The 17,401-nt window shown below is 47.0% G+C and carries 17 protein-coding genes and 1 other annotated feature; of the genes, 1 reads left to right on the forward strand and 16 read right to left on the reverse strand.

The annotated features are described in order from the left end of the window. Positions 1 to 16: 16 nt before the first annotated feature. The 5 genes from AB4111_RS04850 to AB4111_RS04870 form a co-directional block, all read right to left on the reverse strand. On the reverse strand, positions 17 to 727 hold the full coding sequence (locus AB4111_RS04850) for a hypothetical protein (protein WP_442030693.1): 711 nt from the start codon (positions 725 to 727) through the stop codon (positions 17 to 19). Further along, positions 724 to 1,776, reverse strand: a complete 1,053-nt coding sequence (locus AB4111_RS04855) for an ATP-binding cassette domain-containing protein (RefSeq protein WP_442030694.1) — start codon at positions 1,774 to 1,776, stop codon at positions 724 to 726. The genes AB4111_RS04850 and AB4111_RS04855 overlap by 4 nt, the downstream gene beginning before the upstream one ends. 5 nt (positions 1,777 to 1,781) lie before the next feature. Further along, a complete protein-coding gene (gene argS / locus AB4111_RS04860) occupies positions 1,782 to 3,512 on the reverse strand; it encodes an arginine--tRNA ligase (RefSeq protein WP_442030695.1) in 1,731 nt (576 codons plus the stop codon). A 64-nt stretch (positions 3,513 to 3,576) separates the two neighbouring features. After that, positions 3,577 to 3,868, reverse strand: a binding site (T-box leader). 180 nt (positions 3,869 to 4,048) lie between these two features. Beyond that, positions 4,049 to 4,384, reverse strand: a complete 336-nt coding sequence (locus AB4111_RS04865) for a four-helix bundle copper-binding protein (RefSeq protein WP_253433942.1) — start codon at positions 4,382 to 4,384, stop codon at positions 4,049 to 4,051. A gap of 73 nt (positions 4,385 to 4,457) precedes the next feature. After that, a complete protein-coding gene (locus AB4111_RS04870; RefSeq protein ID WP_442030696.1) occupies positions 4,458 to 5,576 on the reverse strand; it encodes a CobW family GTP-binding protein in 1,119 nt (372 codons plus the stop codon). A 171-nt stretch (positions 5,577 to 5,747) separates the two neighbouring features. Between AB4111_RS04870 and AB4111_RS04875 the strand changes: the two genes are divergently transcribed. Beyond that, positions 5,748 to 6,266 carry a MogA/MoaB family molybdenum cofactor biosynthesis protein gene (locus AB4111_RS04875; protein ID WP_047842524.1) on the forward strand — a complete coding sequence of 173 codons (519 nt, stop codon included), beginning with the start codon at positions 5,748 to 5,750 and terminating at the stop codon, positions 6,264 to 6,266. Positions 6,267 to 6,334: 68 nt separating this feature from the next. Here AB4111_RS04875 and AB4111_RS04880 read toward each other — a convergent pair whose 3' ends face one another. The 11 genes from AB4111_RS04880 to AB4111_RS04930 form a co-directional block, all read right to left on the reverse strand. Continuing rightward, positions 6,335 to 6,889 (reverse strand): hypothetical protein, encoded by a 555-nt coding sequence (locus AB4111_RS04880; RefSeq protein WP_442030697.1) that lies wholly within the window; start codon positions 6,887 to 6,889, stop codon positions 6,335 to 6,337. Positions 6,890 to 6,963: 74 nt separating this feature from the next. Further along, the gene (locus tag AB4111_RS04885; RefSeq protein ID WP_442030698.1) at positions 6,964 to 7,983 is read right to left on the reverse strand and encodes an oxidoreductase; all 1,020 of its coding nucleotides are present in this window, start codon (positions 7,981 to 7,983) and stop codon (positions 6,964 to 6,966) included. Between the two features lie 112 nt (positions 7,984 to 8,095). Next, the gene (locus tag AB4111_RS04890) at positions 8,096 to 8,743 is read right to left on the reverse strand and encodes a hypothetical protein (RefSeq protein WP_442030699.1); all 648 of its coding nucleotides are present in this window, start codon (positions 8,741 to 8,743) and stop codon (positions 8,096 to 8,098) included. A 397-nt stretch (positions 8,744 to 9,140) separates the two neighbouring features. Beyond that, positions 9,141 to 10,595, reverse strand: a complete 1,455-nt coding sequence (locus tag AB4111_RS04895) for a nicotinate phosphoribosyltransferase (protein WP_442030700.1) — start codon at positions 10,593 to 10,595, stop codon at positions 9,141 to 9,143. Positions 10,596 to 10,790: 195 nt separating this feature from the next. Beyond that, on the reverse strand, positions 10,791 to 11,348 hold the full coding sequence (locus AB4111_RS04900) for a cysteine hydrolase family protein (RefSeq protein WP_253433920.1): 558 nt from the start codon (positions 11,346 to 11,348) through the stop codon (positions 10,791 to 10,793). 66 nt (positions 11,349 to 11,414) lie between these two features. Beyond that, on the reverse strand, positions 11,415 to 12,218 hold the full coding sequence (locus AB4111_RS04905) for an NUDIX hydrolase (protein ID WP_145318769.1): 804 nt from the start codon (positions 12,216 to 12,218) through the stop codon (positions 11,415 to 11,417). 80 nt (positions 12,219 to 12,298) lie between these two features. Next, entirely contained in the window at positions 12,299 to 12,703 is a 405-nt protein-coding gene (locus tag AB4111_RS04910; RefSeq protein ID WP_442030701.1) for a PaaI family thioesterase, read from the reverse strand. Positions 12,704 to 13,030: 327 nt separating this feature from the next. Next, positions 13,031 to 13,444 carry a RicAFT regulatory complex protein RicA family protein gene (locus AB4111_RS04915; RefSeq protein WP_197997748.1) on the reverse strand — a complete coding sequence of 138 codons (414 nt, stop codon included), beginning with the start codon at positions 13,442 to 13,444 and terminating at the stop codon, positions 13,031 to 13,033. A 304-nt stretch (positions 13,445 to 13,748) separates the two neighbouring features. Further along, a complete protein-coding gene (gene miaB / locus AB4111_RS04920) occupies positions 13,749 to 15,305 on the reverse strand; it encodes a tRNA (N6-isopentenyl adenosine(37)-C2)-methylthiotransferase MiaB (protein ID WP_442030702.1) in 1,557 nt (518 codons plus the stop codon). Between the two features lie 312 nt (positions 15,306 to 15,617). After that, entirely contained in the window at positions 15,618 to 16,190 is a 573-nt protein-coding gene (gene pduL, locus AB4111_RS04925) for a phosphate propanoyltransferase (protein WP_017689107.1), read from the reverse strand. 204 nt (positions 16,191 to 16,394) lie between these two features. Further along, positions 16,395 to 17,378 carry a dipeptidase gene (locus tag AB4111_RS04930; protein WP_442030703.1) on the reverse strand — a complete coding sequence of 328 codons (984 nt, stop codon included), beginning with the start codon at positions 17,376 to 17,378 and terminating at the stop codon, positions 16,395 to 16,397. Positions 17,379 to 17,401 lie beyond the last annotated feature (23 nt).

Here is a 17,401-nt window from a genome sequence, read left to right on the forward strand (position 1 = left end):
TCGGAAAGCACGTCTTCTAACCCCGTAGATCTCTTCTCCCAGACAGCCACACATGGATGATTAGTAACGCTAATGCATAGATCACAGTCCACAGCGTAACCGAAACAAAAGAGTTCATCTTGGATTCATCAAATAACATCATCTCACGAACCAGATAAAAGGCTGGTGGAAGAATACGGCCGACCCATTCTAACGATTCAGGCAAACGTTCGCTTAAGGAACCTTGGATAAACGATAGTAATAACACAATAATGAGAGCAGGCATACTGCGACTAAGCAAGGGAATGTACGATTTTTGAAAGAATACACCGATGCCCAATCCCAACAGTGACAGTCCAAGATGTCCTAACCAAGTCATCATCCACTCCTCACTTGTGGGTTGTCTATCGAACATTCCCGCGAACACGGGATATAACACAGTGATTGCAGTGAGCATGAATTGCATGATCCAGGCACAGATGAATTGACTTGTTACAACCTTACGCCTGCTTCCTGCATGAAGGACAAGCAGTTGATACTGCCTCGCAGGTTCGGTATTCATCACCATTACTCCGAGCCAAGCAGCTGCCAGAAATAACAGCATAGCCGTGACACTGTAGCTGTCCGTAATAGGGTTGGGTTTGTAGGAATAGATTAGCAGCATGGAGATGATATAAAAGATAACCGGTGCAAAATATTTCTGTGAGCGAATGTGATGCCTTAACAAATATCGGGTCAGATGGATCATTGCGCTTCTCCCCCCGCATCATCCATGGAAGAGCTTAAGTTCACAGATTCTGTGACACCTCCACGACTCGTATGTACAGCTGGATGTTGACCTTCCAGCAGACTTTCCATATGTAATTGACTTTCCTCCTGTTGCACAGACACCACCGAACCTCCGGATGCCAGAATCATTCTGAGGACATCATCTGTTGATTGTTGAACCACTCTCCAATCCCACACCCAAAATTTTGCGTTCCCTAAGCTCGTATTACGAACTAAAGACAACACTCCCGGTTGTGATTTGAATGGATCGTCAGCCAGATCCACTCCAGTACGGGTCAGACTTCGAATATATACAACTGGTTCGCCAGCTTGCAGTATATCCTCTCGACTCCAGTAGCGGAGCACGCTGCCTTTCTTCAACACAATCACCTGGTCCGCCAAACGTTCAATAAGCAAAGGTTCATGACAAGCTGTAACGATGCATGTTCCTTCACCCTTCCATTCCCCCAATAAGGATACGACTGCCTCTTGAGCTGGAATATCCAAACCTGATAAGGGTTCATCCAGCAACAAAAGACCACCCGGTCCAGGTAAAAGGGCCTGGATCAAATTTACTTTTTGCAATGTGCCCTTGGACAATAGGGGTAACTTCTGATCGATAGCGGTATCCAGATATAGAAGTTCACTAAGTTCTCTAATCCGCCCACGCAGTACTTCGGGGCGAATGCCCCGAATCCGTCCCATCTCCCACAAGTACTCTCCAGATGTAAAGGGTAAACGTGGCAGGCCATCAACTGCATATCTTTCAGAACCCTTTAATATGCGATGAATCGATCCTGTATCGGGTAACAAAATACCTGCCAACATACGTAGCAACGTGCTTTTGCCCGAGCCGTTTCTGCCAACAAGCACAGCACATTCACCCTGTTTCACTTCCAGATTAATTTGATTCAGTACCTGAGCATGACCTAATCGCTTGCTCACTTGTTGAAGCAATATACCTCGGACTGATGAGTCTGGTGTAGCTTGATCCGACTTCTTGAAAATACCACGTGTACTCCATGTCATTGGGATCACATCCGTTCCGGGGCCTGCACACCTAGCAAATGTAAACTGTACGCGAGTCGTTCGGCAGTACGTTCAGCTAATGCAACCCTGAAGGGTCTTACATCAGATGGTGCATCCGCGATCCGTTCGGCGTGATAGAAGCGGTTGAACGCTTGAGCGACGTCTATTGTATATTTGGCAATGACCGAAGGCTCACTCCGATGAATTGCTTTTGCCAGATACTCGGGATATTCACCGAGCAGTTTCAGCAACGCCCAAGCGGTATCTCCGATACTGGATGAAGTGGTCACTGTTTCATTCTCACCATCCGCAAGGCTGGCGTTAGTCAGATGGTTTTCATTTTCTACACGTATCGCTTCTTCTGCCTTGGCAAGCACACTTTGAATCCGGGCATGGGTATATTGCACATAAGGTCCAGTCTCTCCTTCGAAACTCACGGCATCTTCCAATGAGAAGTCCACATCATTTAACCGATTATTGCGCAGATCACCGAAGATAATAGCACCTACACCAACAGCCTCGGCCACCTTCTGAGGGTTCTCCAGATTCGGGTTTTTCTCCTGAATAATCTGCAAAGCACGAGCGACTGCCTCATCCAACACTTCCTGTAAGAAGAGGACTTTACCGCGGCGTGTAGACATTTTCCGTCCCTCAAAACGCATTAATCCAAACGGGATATGTTCACACTTCGCAGACCATTCATGCCCCATCCGGGAGAGAACCGCAAATACCTGCCGGAAATGCAGCTTCTGCTCGCCTCCGACCACGTATAACAACCGATCTGCCTTCATCACCTCATGACGATACACCGCCGTAGCTAAATCCCGTGTAGGATAGATGGTTGTTCCGTCTTTTTTGATAATCAGGCACGGGGGCATGTTCTCGTCCTCCAGACGTACCACGAGTGCTCCATCACTCTCTTCAAGTAAACCTTTCGCCTTAAGTTCTTCAACCACCGCGCCCATCTTGTCATTGTAAAAGCTCTCCCCCAGCGTATGGTCGAACTGTACATTCAGACGTTCATACATCCGGTTGAATTCCTTCATGCTGACTTCCACAAAGAACGCCCATAACCGCTGTGCTTCTTCATCCCCTTGCTCCAGCTTGCGGAACCACTCCCTTGCCTCCATCTCCAGAGAAGGATCGTTCTCTGCCTCATCGTGGAAGCGCACATACAGTTCCAGGGACGTACGGATCGGATCTGCCTGCAATGCTTCATCATTGCCCCACCGTTTGTATGCTGCGATCTGCTTGCCAAACTGGGTTCCCCAGTCTCCCAGATGATTCACACTTACTGAGGTATAACCCGCTTCGTTATACAACCGATACAGTGCTGCACCAATTACAGTAGAACGCAAATGTCCGATACCGAAGGGTTTCGCGATGTTAGGGGAAGACATATCAATCACGACACGCGAACCCTGACCAAGCTGAAGCTTACCGAATGCGGCATCACCCAGTTCTTTTAGCAGATTCGGCGCGAGCTCCTCCCGATTAAAGCGGATATTTACATACGGCCCGGCGGGAGTCGCTTCAATTCCAACTGCCTGCAAGCCAGTTGCGAGCTCGTTCGCAATAACTGCCGGTGCTTTTTTTAATGACTTCGCCAATGCAAAACAAGGGAATGCTGCATCACCCATCTCCGCTTTTGGTGGGACTTCCAGTAATCTCAGAACCTCTTCTTCATTCAATCCTGTTAAAGGCGCAATATCGGCCGCAGCCTGCTTCATCAACATGTCAAACACTCCTTATCCATTCATTATTGGCTGAAAATAAACACAAAAAAGCTCCCGTCTCTACATAAGAGACGAGAGCTGACTTAACAGTTCCCGCGGTACCACTCTAAGTGAACAGCTGCTCTTCATATGCATCAACATGCATACCAGTAGGACCTGTTCCGCTCGATGTGTATAACGGTCGCAAGCCGGGTTACCCTCAGACAGATCTGGCCTATCCCCAATCGGGATACGTACATCTTTTCGGATAACCATCTCACGGGTGCGGTTCACTCAGGTCATGTCATACCGGCTTCCACCTCTCCCGGCTCGCTGTCATGTATGGATCTGGCTACTCTCCCGATCATTGATATTCTTTGTTTCAATTCATTGCCATCATTATACATACCACAGTCAGACTTGGCAACCTGCATTAAAAATCCCCTACAGAAAGGCAACACATAGGCACATCGTCTCAGATGCCTGTGTTTCACTACCTTCCCTTAGGGGACCAAGGTCATTATCGGTTTTAATTATATGTTCCAGTGAAATAGTAATTATGCTACTGCTGCCATCAACCGGCAAGCTTCTGCACATCTGCGGCAAGCCTCTGCACATGCTTGGCAGTGATCGTGGTTGTGTTTGCCACACTCTGCGGCGCAAGCTTCACAAGCTTTCACACACAATTCGCATATTTCAGCAATGAAATCACTTCCACGTGTCATCGCTTGTGCAGCAAAACTGCAGATCTCCGCACATTCCCGATTCAAACGTATACAATCACGCAGCATCGCCAGATCATATTCTTTCAGACTCGATATGTAACATACGTTGCAAGCATTCATGCACTCCAGGCAAGCATCGATACATTGTTGATATTGTTGTTGTGTCATTTAAAGTTACCTCCCAGGCAAAGTTTGCTATGCTTCTTAATACCCAGTTGGGAGGAATATTGAATCATTTAACTTACTTTATCGCTTCCAATTCCAGTAATTGGTCACGAATGACAGTCTGGTCAAAATGTTCACCTATAAACACAGCAACATTAGGGACATCTCCCTGAGGTGTGATCTTCATGTAGTCCGATTCACGGTAGGCATACTGGAACCAGAAGCGGCTCGCCGTGTCACTAAATGATAAAATGCCTTTTGCTCGATACACATCACGTGGCAATGCGGATACAAATTGTTCAAACGCCTCGCTGTTCACCGGTTGACTGAAATAATGCGTATAGACCATGACATGTTCGTGTGAGGCATGAGGAGTTGCATTCTCGTGACTGTGGTCATGAACATGGCTATGGGATGCGTCAGTATTCGTATCATCGCCTTGGACTGTATGATCTGTATGTTCATGACCATGACTGCATCCATGTGCGCCACAGGCTTCTGTATGCACATGATGATCTTCGTGAGCCGGCTTATCTGCTTCAGAAGCTGAATCACGTACATGCACGTCTGCCCCACTGCGAAGCAACAGATCCATCTCCACCTCACATTTAACTGTAGGGATTACAGGTGCGAAGCCATTCCATTTTGCCAAAAGCTGTTCCAGATCCTTCAGTTCCTGTACACTCACCCGATCCGTTTTGTTCAAGAGAAGCACAAACGCACAGCGAATCTGCTCCTGCATCAGTTTAAAGGTCTGCCCCTTCTGCTCCTGATACAAACCAGATAGATGTGCTGCATCCACAACGGTAATGAGACTTTTCAGTTCCAGTCGCATGTAGAGTGAGGTCTCCGTTACCGCATCCAGAATCTCCATTGGATTCGCCGCACCGGTTGCTTCAATAACGATCACATCGGGTGATTCCTCCTGAACGAGATCAGCAAGTTGCAATCCCAAGTCACCACGTACGGTACAACAGATGCATCCACCTAACATCTCTGTCATGGGAACGGTGGAATCCACAATCTGACCATCCAGATTGACTTCACCTAACTCATTCATGACCACTGCGGGACGCAAACCCTGCTGTTGCCAATGTTCGATCAACTGAACCAGCAGTGTTGTTTTGCCACTTCCCAAAAAACCTGACAGTATATATACAGGTATGGATTGTTCTTTTAAAAACGTTTCATTCATGCGTATACACCTCTCTGATTGTCCTTCTTGTAACCTAGTCTATCTATATCTAGCGAGTGTACACCATCCCGCATTCGTTATGCAATCATGTTCAATTCTTCCCCAGTACATTGCCTGATGCTAACGGATGGTCTATGCTATGAGGACATGTTGATTGAAGGAGGAAGTTTCATGACTAATTCAGTGGAACAACATCGCCAGGAAGCTCCGACCACGGTATCGTGCATGATTGTTACAGTGTCAGACACGCGTACCAAAGACACGGACACCAGTGGTCAGCTCATGCATCAGCTTCTGAATGAAGCAGGGTATCAGATTGTTGAATACATCATTACACCAGACGAAACGGAGAACATTCGAAGCATTCTGCAGGATGCAGCTGTTCGTGATGATATCGAAGCCGTGCTGCTCAGCGGCGGAACAGGGATTGCCCCCCGAGATACGACCTACGAAGCGGTATCCTCACTACTCGACAAGGAACTCCCGGGTTTCGGTGAGATCTTCCGTTTTCTCAGTTACACCGAGGATATCGGTTCCGCTGCCATCCTGAGCAGAGCCGTCGCTGGAACAATTGGACGCACAGCGGTATTCTCCATGCCGGGTTCCAAAGGTGCCGTCAAATTGGCCATGGAAAAACTCATTTTGCCTGAACTGCGGCATGTCATGCGTGAAATATATAAACCCGTCTGAAAGATCAGACGGGTTTTTCGGGTTAATTTTCAGCTGTACGGTAAAGTACGAAGGGTATCTCGCTCTACTTACCTTAGTTGCCCCAGCACATGTTGGAACACCTGCATGACATCCTGCTCATACTTGTCCTTTTCCCCACCCGAAGCTGTATACACGAGTGAGACGTATCCTTTGCTGCGAATCGTTGTCCGGCCAAGCGCATTCTCCAAGACAGCCTCATCACGATTCTCACTATACATTTGTTTCATGCTGGCAGCCCGGGTAGCTGCATCACTGAAAATATGGACTTTCACGATGTGTCTGCCACTTCCATTCAACAAATACATATAAGAAATCCCACCATGCCCGTCATCGGCAGACATATTATTCATCAGCTGAATGCCTTTTGCTTCAAAACTCTTACTGATCTCACTTACCAATTCACCGTTTAATCCGTGTCCTTGACTCTGTGCCCGTACATTTCCTTCATCTGTCGCTTCGCGGGTGTAGACCTTCCGCTCCTGTTCAATAGATGATACCGAACAAGCCACCAGGGACCAGACACTCGTGATCAACATTCCACTTACAAGTACCGACTTCATTGTTCTTCGAACCAGACTTCTTCCTTTTCTATCAAAACACATGCCAATCCTTCCTTTCCAGCCACATGTACTGTGACCCAATCAGGTAGAATTAGCATGTCTTAGGACTTAGAATCTTATGCGGATGGCAGATCTGATATTGTATTGACCACAGTCCGACCTACTGCACCACCTTGGAGTATCGTCTCAAGCGTATGTGGCAACTGCTCTAGAGAAACTTCTCGGATTCCCAGTTCAAGCGCACGCTCCGGTTTCCATTCCCCGCCGAGCAGTTCCCACAATCGTTCCCGACGTTCCATCGGACAATATACAGAGTCTATACCAATAAGCTGGATGCCACGCAGAATAAACGGAAGTACCGTAGATTCAAAAGCTGTGCCTCCGGTTAACCCGGATACCGCTACTGCACCTCCGTATTGAATCTGTTTCAATCGCTCCGCGAGAGCAGGTCCTCCTGTTGGATCAACAACACCCGCCCATAGCTGTTTCCCCATGGCTCCTTTAGCTGGAGCATCAGCTTCTTCACGAGTAATAACCTCTGAGGCTCCCAAGTTTCGGAGCAATGACTCCTCCTGATCCTTCTTGCCTGTGCTGGCTGTTACTTCGAAGCCAAGTTTCGCCAGAACTGCCACTGCCATACTTCCAACGCCGCCCGTTGCACCCGTAACCAGAATCTTGCCCATCGCCGGTGTTACTCCAGCCTGCAACAGCGCATCTACCGAAAGTGCAGCCGTAAATCCTGCGGTTCCAATCGCCATGGCTTCTTTCTCACTGAGACCCGGTGGAAGAGGCACCAGCCATTCACTGCGCAGACGAGCATACTCGCTGTACCCTCCGTAATGGGATACGCCAGGTTCGAACCCTGTACTGATCACCCGATCTCCTGGTGCAAAACGTCCATTGACCGACTCCTCTACCGTTCCGGCCAGATCGATTCCCGGTATCATCGGGTATTCACGAACGACACCACCCTTCTCAAGAGTCGCGAGTCCGTCTTTATAATTGACACTGGAATATTGCACCTGTACCGTTACATCTCCATTCGGAAGATCTTCCTTCTTCAGTTGCTCTATTTCCGCTTTCACTCCGCCCTGTTCTTCTTTACGGACAACATATGCGTTAAAATGGTTTTTCATCGATAGCCACTCCTTCTTCGAATTTTATATATTTTTCCATTAAGCACATGAATTGTTCCTATTCAGGCTTAACGGCTACCTATTGATTTTATCTTAAGATTCCTGCTCAAGGTCAGTATCTCCTAAGCGTCAACAGATAGATTAGCGGGCCCACGATGGGGATGATCCCTGCCGCAACCCAAGCAGATGAACGTCGACTGCCTTTGGCATCCCTGTATATCGCAATCACGGAAAGCAAGGTCAACAGCACAAAATCAATCGTCATAATATGTACAAAGGAAGATTGCTTGAACGCGTCCACATATACATCCGGATGACCTTGCGTCACGGCATAGAATGCGGTCCCCAGCGTCAACAACAGAAGGACTACATGTGTCAACTTGTGGGCTGCTACTCTTCCAATTCCCGACTCCCGCTGACGACCAAAATGCAAGCTTGCGTAACCCGATGCTCTATTTGCGGATGATGACCACACATAGTAGGGAAGCAGGGCAAAAGCGCCTAGTCCAAAAGAAAGCAAGACAAAAGGCCAAGCCGGTACACGGCCACTTCGTTCTTTCACAGATGTTCTTAACAGCATACAGGCATAAACTGCCGGGAAAATACCTAACCACGAAAACACAGTAAGCAACCAAGGCTCTTTGCTTTGCACTGTAATCAGTTCTTTGAATATTGGATCACTTCCAAGTGACTGCCCCGGTGCCAACATCAATGCATAGGCAATAAAAGCGATCCAGACCAGTCCTAATATCCATCTCATGTCTGCACCTCCTCTTACTTTCATCCCCTACAGCTGTGGGATTGAAACAATGCTTGAATACTTAATCGGCATGAAGGAATTGCCCCAAAGCGTTGAAGCAAATTTAAATTTGCAAAAATGCAGAATTTGGCGTCTCCTGCGCTTTCCCGAGAAATAATTACTGAGTCGCCCCTTTAAACACGTGTTCTAAAAGTATGCTTTCCAGTATAACTTATTGAATTGCGCATGACCATTTCCAGTATAGCCTGCTACCTTGGCAGTCTGTCCATGAGATTTCTTACATATTGGTCCATCTCATCGAGTCGTTTAAGAAGAACGTATACACTTTATGAGCATCAAAAAGGCATAAGCCAGTATTCTTACCTGGTTATGCCTCATTGTCATTCTTGAGTTTAGATCATTCCTCTGTGGATTTCACATGTTCCGCAATGAGCTTCTGCTTCATATTCCATGCCGCAGGGCTGATGTTCACACGGTAGATCTCCGGGTTGAGCTTCCGTTGGTATTCAGGCCAGAACAGGTTCATCTGTTCCCGATGATACGCCCGAATCTCATCCAGATTAGGCAGCTCATATACTTTGCGTCCGTTCACAAAGATCGGCTCCAGCATATTGACCGCTTCGTAGCGGGTAACAGTTTTCTTCAGGTAAGGATGTAGCGGGTTGAACAGCTTGAGCGGTCCGCCCTGTAGCGGCTGCTCTTCATCTGGATAGCAGATATAATCCGCAATCGCTTTACCATGTTTCGGATCAATGATCCGGAACACTTCCTTTTTACCTGGAGTGGACACCTTTTCAGGATTGGCAGAGATTTTGATCGTAGGCAGCATGACACCGTCCACTTCACGCTCCACCAATTTGTACACTCCACCCAAAGATGGCTGGTCAGAAGCGGTAATCAGCTGTGTGCCAACACCCCATGTATCAATCCGTGCTCCTTGAGCCTTCAGGTTGAAAATCGTATTCTCATCCAAATCATTGGATGCTACAATTTTCACATAATCCAGGCCTGCCTCATCCAGCATCTGACGCGCCTGAATGGACAAGTACGCAAGGTCACCACTGTCCAGACGAATCGCATTCATCTTTTTGCCTTGGCTCTCCAACTTCTTGGCTGTCTTGATGGCGTGAGGTACTCCACTGTTTAACGTATCAAAGGTATCAACCAACAGCGTAACCTGATCAGGCAACACTTTGGCATACACGTCAAACGCCTCCTGTTCGCTCATAAAGCTCTGTACCCACGAATGGGCATGTGTACCTGCTGTTGGGATTCCGAAGCGCTCTCCGGCCAGCATGTTGGACGTTGCATGGAAGCCTGCTACATAAGAAGCACGTGCGCCCCAAATGGCAGCATCCGCTTCCTGTGCACGCCGTGTACCGAATTCGAGCAACGTATCCTGTTGTGCTACCTGTTTGATCCGCGAAGCCTTGGTTGCAATCAACGTCTGATAATTCATGAAGTTAAGTATCGCCGTCTCCACCAATTGTGTCTCCATAATGGAGCCTTCTACCCGAATGAGCGGTTCGTCAGGGAAAACAATTGCGCCCTCCTTCATGGAATGAATCGTCCCCTGAAATGAAAACTGGAGCAACTCTTCCAGAAAGACCGGATCGTAATTTTCCTCTTGTTTGGATAAAAACTTGATGTCGTCCATCGTAAACCGAAGCTGGCTGATATAGTTCACAATCCGCTCCAATCCGGCAAATACCGCATATCCGTTGCCAAAAGGAAGCTTACGGAAATAGGCTTCAAATACCGCCTTCCGCTTGTGAGTACCATTCACCCAATGGGCGTACATCATATTGATCTGATATTTATCCGTATGTAAAGCCAGGCTAGTTGTCTGCATTTGTCTCATCCTCTCTGACTTCCGCTCGTGCCCCCAGATCTCATCTGAGGACACGGGTTAACATATGGAGACTTATTCTTCATGATTCTGTTCATCCGTATTAAACAAACAAGTCTCCCGTAAAACTCTATACACCATTCACCACATTCATCTGGTTCCTAACAAGAGTTCAACCAAACAGGATTATCGATTAAATTACGCAAGGACTGTCTCACTCGCCTTAACCACCGAAGCACCCAGGCTGGAACGAAAATGTCCAAGCGCCCACTCATGACCTGCCGGATTAAAGCTGGCAACAGCATCTTCATATACCGTAATATGAAAACCTTTGTTGTAAGCGTCCACTGCGGTATGCAATATGCAAATATCCGTGCATACCCCTATGAGTGCAATATCCGTAATGCCACGTGCACGCAGTCTGAGTTCCAGATCGGTCCCACAGAATGCACTATATCTCGTCTTATCCATCCAACGAATATCGTTTTTCCGTTCTTCCATCACTTGGGCAAGACGTCCATATAACTGTCTTCCCTCCGTATTTCTGATGTTATGAGGTGGGAAAAGTACTGTCTCCGGGTGGTACGGATCATTTTCTTCGTGTAGATCCACGGCCATGATTACCTCATGCTTGTTCTTACAATAGGCCTCGGTTACAGCTGCAATCGTCTCTTCGATCTCTACTGCCGGCTGACCTACAGGCAAAGAACCTGTCACAAAATCCTTCGTAAAATCAATCACAATCAGTGCTTTCATCGTCAACACTCCCTTAGCCAGAAATGGTTGATCCTGATTCAATCCCATTGACACATCTTCACTTTGTTACGTATAGATGGAAAGGCGTGGTACGAGTTCTGTAAAACGATATAGCTGCGCCGGACGCTGCGAGTACTGGTTAGAACTCACCAAGTTCCCCTCTTCATCCCGTACCTCTTCCACAATGCCTTTGCGACTGCGGGTAGACGTAATCTTGCGAATGAAGTTTGGTTCTTCAAAATCCGGTACAACACTTTGAATAACCTGGTATAATTCACTTAATGTAAAATCACGTGGCAAGAACTGACGAGCAATCGTCGTTTCCAGCATCTGCTGTTGAATGCGTCGATAAGCATCTTCGATGATTGTTCTGTGATCAAAGGCAAGTTCCAATTCTTGCAGCGCCTCCTGAATGGTGAACAATCCAACATCTTCAGCATCATCTGCTGCTTGGCGTTGATCCAGCATCCATTCTTCCACAAGCGCGAAAAATGCGTGAGAGATAATCCAGCCCCTCGGGTCACGACCCGGCTGACTGTATACATTCAAGTACTCCAGATGTCCACCGTCTACACCTGTCTCTTCCATCAGCTCACGCTTTGCTGCTCCGTAGATGGATTCATTCTCCTGACAAAAACCACCGGGTAAGGCCCATCTACCTGCAAAAGGCCAGCCTTTGCGCTTGATCAGCATCACTTTCAGTTCCCGAATGGGAAGTGTCTTGGTCACCGTCTTGCGCTCCCGCTTGGTCAAGGTGAACATAACGATATCCGCAGGAACACCATCGGGGGTACGATATTTCTTGGAACTATAGGCACGTGCTGCTTGTTCGTCGCTCTCTGCATTGAAGTGTTCATAGTTTTCGTTCATGGGTGCACCACCGACTATTTTCATTTTGATAATTTCATTATGACATAATAATATTTTTTGTCAACTGCGGGATTCGTGCGTTATTTTCTCGGACGTGCTATACGGAATGTAGCCGTAGCCATGCACCCCAACGTGCCCGATGCATCACGAACCTCCGATTGAGTCGTAACACTGCGTCCAGCCTGATGTAGTACCGTAGCCGTCACCGTTAATTCTCCTTGTTTCATCGGTGCGAGAAAATGTACGTTCAGATTCGTTGTCACACAGCCATCTACTTCCATTGCTGCTGTTGCAACCATCCCCATAGCTTGGTCCATCAGTGAAGTCAGTACACCCCCATGTATAATCCCCATGGAGTTGGTATGATGTTCGCCTGCTGTCAACGCGATCTGTACTTCTTTGCCATCTCCTTTAATATATCGACATCCGAGAAATCCCCAGAATCGTCCGGCTCCGTCTTCTACCATTTTGTCCAAAATGCTCATTATTCATTTCTCCTTTATTCACTATACGTATCAAGCTCTCTTGATGTCATGTGTCGTTAACATTAGAAAAATCAGCGTGCCACACAAAATAACCCCACAGCGTGGAGCTTTGCTTGGAATTATATTCCGAGTACCTGGCGATAGCCACTCCACGTTAACAGTTATGCAATGTAAGAAAAGCTTCTGATCGAAGCCTTATCGATGATGCCACATTCGTGGTTTAGCAGTTGCTTTTCTTGCGATTATCGAATCCTTCAGCTCCGCTGAAAACTTATAATTTTATAATCATCAAAAAAGGCGCGGACAGCGTCCGCACCCTTCCGTCATTTAACCGCAACTGGTCGGAGGTGAATCCGTTCCAGCCTCCACGTTTACTTTTTCGGAAACCGTATCCCGGATTACCGAGATCACGAGTTGAAGCAAGTAGTTGATGTCGCTCTGGCTCTGCTGGAATTCCGTAACCAATGGAATACTGTCCAGTTCGCTTTGCAGATCTTCAATTTCCTGTTCAATTTTGCTGACCATCTCCACATTTTTGAAGCTCTCAAAAGCAACGATTTCTTTTTGCTTCTTCTTGATCGTTGCAATCAACTGCTGGATGCGCTCATGATCACGAATTTTGGTTTCAGCCTGTTGAAACTGTCTAACTTCCTCACTCGTTCCGAGCATATCAGCCAACTCTTTGGCTTTTCCCATAATGTCGTCGCGTATGACCAGATTGCGCGTATCGTAGGTAGGCATTCCGTAATGGTTGTACTGCACTTCTTCCTGCGCCACTGAAATCGCTCCATTCTATGAGATGATATAAGATGAGAACCTGGGCTCAAATGAGTTCAAACGTCTGCTCCATGACCGCTGCGGGTACGGATCGTTCTTTTGATCGCTGTTGTCTCCGGATTTTTCTGATTCCAATTGTTTAAGGTTAAAATCCGGAGACAAAGGCGAACGCTTCGCTTCTACAGACCGATTCCGTCCCCTCCGCTACTTGCGCGAATGTCCGAACCTGATATTGAACCCCAAAATTCTCATCTTATTGGTGTGTGTATTACTGATTGGCAGCTACCGGCTCAGAGAGCAGGTTGCCCCGAATATAAAAAGTCATCGGATCGGTGATTTCCACTTGTACGAAAGTACCGATCAACTCTTTGGGTCCTTCAAAATGCACCAGCTTGTTGCTGCGCGTACGTCCTGCCAGAACTTCGGAATTCCGCTTGCTCTCACCTTCAACGAGCACTTCAACGACTTTACCACGTTGTTCTTCATTGCTTCGATGGCTATATACGTTGATCGTTTCGTTCAAGCGCTTCAAACGTTCCTTCTTCACTTCCATCGGTACGTTGTCTTCCATCACCGCAGCCGGTGTACCTTCCCGTGGGGAATAAATAAAGGTATAGGCAAAATCATACCCTACTTCACGGACAAGGGAAAGTGTATCTTCAAACTGTTCTTCCGTTTCCCCCGGAAAACCAACAATAATATCCGTTGTCAACACAACATTCGGGATGGCCTTTTTAATTTTGTCAGCCAGTTTCAGATAGTGTTCCCGGCTATACTTGCGGCTCATACGTTTGAGTACTTCCGAACTGCCAGATTGCACCGGTAGATGAATGTGCTCTACCAGATTTCCGCCCTTGGCCAGCACTTCAATCAAGTGGTCATCGAAGTCACGTGGATGACTGGTTGTAAACCGTACTCGCGGAATATCAATTTGGCGAATGGCATCCATCAAGTCACCAAAGCTGTAGTTCAGATCGGTGAAGTCCTTGCCGTACGCATTCACATTTTGACCAAGCAGAGTGATCTCCTTAAAGCCTTGTCGTGCCAAATCCCTAACTTCGGCAATGACATCTTCAGGACGACGGCTGCGTTCTTTGCCCCGCGTAAACGGAACGATGCAATATGTACAGAACTTGTCGCAGCCATACATAATGTTCACCCAGCCGCGCATACCCTCACGTTTCTTAGGCAGGTTCTCAATAATGTCGCCTTCCTTGGACCACACCTCAACAACCATTTCTTTGCTGAACAGTGCTTCCTGGATTAGATGTGGCAGTCGATGCACATTATGTGTACCAAAGATCATATCCACAAAGCCATGCTTCTGCATAATTCGGTTGACGACGCCTTCTTCTTGGGACATACACCCGCATACACCAAGTAATAATCCCGGACGTTCGAGTTTTAACGTTTTCATGTGACCAAGCTCACCAAATACTTTATCTTCCGCATTTTCTCGTATGGCACATGTGTTGAGCAGAATAATATCAGCTTCTTTGCGATCCTCTGTAGCCTGATATCCCATAGACTCTAGGAGTCCTTTGATAGTCTCCGAGTCATGCTCGTTCATCTGACATCCATACGTATATACAATATAGTGTTTGCCTTGCCCTATGTTTTTTAGTTCATCGGGAACGGCATTTTCGTATAACACCTGAACGTCTTCCTTGCCCCGCTGTTTCTCCTGACGATGATTGGGTTCCGACTTGATGTTAATCTCACGGCCCCGGATTCTTATCTTTTTGCTGAATTCATCTTGCGAAATTACTTTGGCATCGGAGAAATCAAAATATTGGGAGTAATCCTTTTTTGAGTCTTTAGCCATTTCCTTCGGTCACTCCTTACAGCCTCTAGTAATAAAAAATCGTTCATTCATCCCTGTTCCACGTGAATTACTTGCTTGGAACATTAAAAGAGCATTACAGCAAATTATAGCATGAATTGGGCTGTAGTTCCACATCCAAACCGCATGTCCCTTCGTCTAATCCGAAACATGCAATGCTCAGAAAAACACTCAGAAAATACAAAAACCTGAGCCTTGCCATCAGGGCTGGAATTAACCGACCCTTAATGGCTGTGCTCAGGTTTATACGTTATTCAGACCGCCCTAATTGGCTTCTGAAGCTATTCCATGTAATTAATCGATGATTTCAGCTGTGTCGCCATTACGAGCGCCAGCAGCGTTAGCTTCATCTGTATCAATATGCATGTCCAGTGCGAAAGAATCGGATACACGAGCCAGTACATTTTCCAGTACAAGACCGCGATCTCCGCCGAGGCGAACTTTCAGCATTTGTTTGTCCTCGATACCCCATTTAGCAGCATCAGAAGTATGGAAGTGAATATGACGAGCAGCAACGATAACACCTTTATCGATCGTTACTTCGCCAGCAGGACCTTTAATCGTGATTCCTGGTGTACCTTCAATGCTTCCAGATTCACGTACAGGTGCTTTAACACCAATCGCAAATGAATCTGTCATGGAGATCTCCAGTTGCGTTTCAGGGCGAACAGGTCCAAGAATACGCACTTTATCAAACTGTCCTTTCGAACCAATTACCGCTACTGTTTCGTTAGCAGCGTATTGGCCAGGCTGGGACAGAGGTTTAAATTCAGTCAGTTCATAACCTTTGCCAAACAAAATTTCAACGTGCTCTTGGGATACATGAATGTGACGGGCAGATACGCCCACAGGTACTGTTTTGCTCATTGTAAATTTCACTCCTTGTTTATCTATGGCCTGTACTCAGGCTCTTAACAATCCAATGGTATTATACCCCTTTTTGGAGTGAAATGAAAACGAACTGGTGAAAATTCATGAAATACACTTATTTCACCATCATTCCCCTCCTTTATTTGGAAAACAAGCTTTATTCAGCCCATTCTGTCCCACAGACCACTTCACGATTTTAAGTTAGGCCTTTAACTTTGGATTGCTCTCTGGCAAGTGTTCCCCCAGATAACTCATTGCATTCCCCCACAACCAGCCCCGTACTAATTGTTCATCATAATGCTTGAGGAGGATTTCCGTCAGTCTTGGATAATGCCCCGAGTGTTCAAGTCTCTGAATATACGTTGAGATTCCATCAAAATCAGACCCCATCATCAGATGGTTCTGTCCGCCCTGAGAACAGATCTGCTCGATATGAGGAAGCAGGTCTTCGATAAGCACTTCCCCCTCCTGTTTAACAAACCAGGGTACAAACGTCAGTCCGATCCGCCCTTCCCGGGCAATGATGGCCTGGATCTGATCGTCTTTCAGATTACGCACATGGGGACATACGCTATAGCTGTTGGAGTGGGAGGCGATAAAAGGACGCTTACTCAAGTCAGCCAGTTCCCAGAACCCTTTCTCCGTCAGATGCGACACATCCAGCAGCATTCCGATTTCATTACACTGGTGTACCAGTTCTTTCCCTTTCTCGGTCAGACCTGCCCCACGCTTCTCCATGACTCCGTCAGCCGCCCAATTGGCATAATTCCACGTTAGTCCAATGATTCGAACGCCCATCTGATAACATAACTCCAGATAGAACAGGTTGCCCTCCAAACCATCTACACCCTCCAGTGTGATTAATCCCCACGGACCCTCTGTTTGCCCCACCTGAGCCACCTGCTCACGCCATAACAACGTCTGTGTGCCGCCAGGCCGCTCTTGATTTCTCTCTACACGTCTACGATAAATCTCCAACTGCCCCATCACATGTTCAAACTTGCCTCTGCCAAGTACTTCGGGTAAATAGATGGCGAACGCCTGCAACCCTACTTTCCCCTCTTTCAAGCGTTGCAAATTCACATCCAGTTCTGGAGCATCTTCAAAAGAAAGAGCAGGCTGCATCAAAATTTTGCTCAGTGCATCACAGTGAAAATCAGCTACACGCCAATCAGACATGGACATCTTATACCCTCCTCAATATTTTA

This window comes from Paenibacillus sp. 2KB_22, assembly GCF_052115745.1.
Lineage (GTDB): Bacteria > Bacillota > Bacilli > Paenibacillales > Paenibacillaceae > Paenibacillus.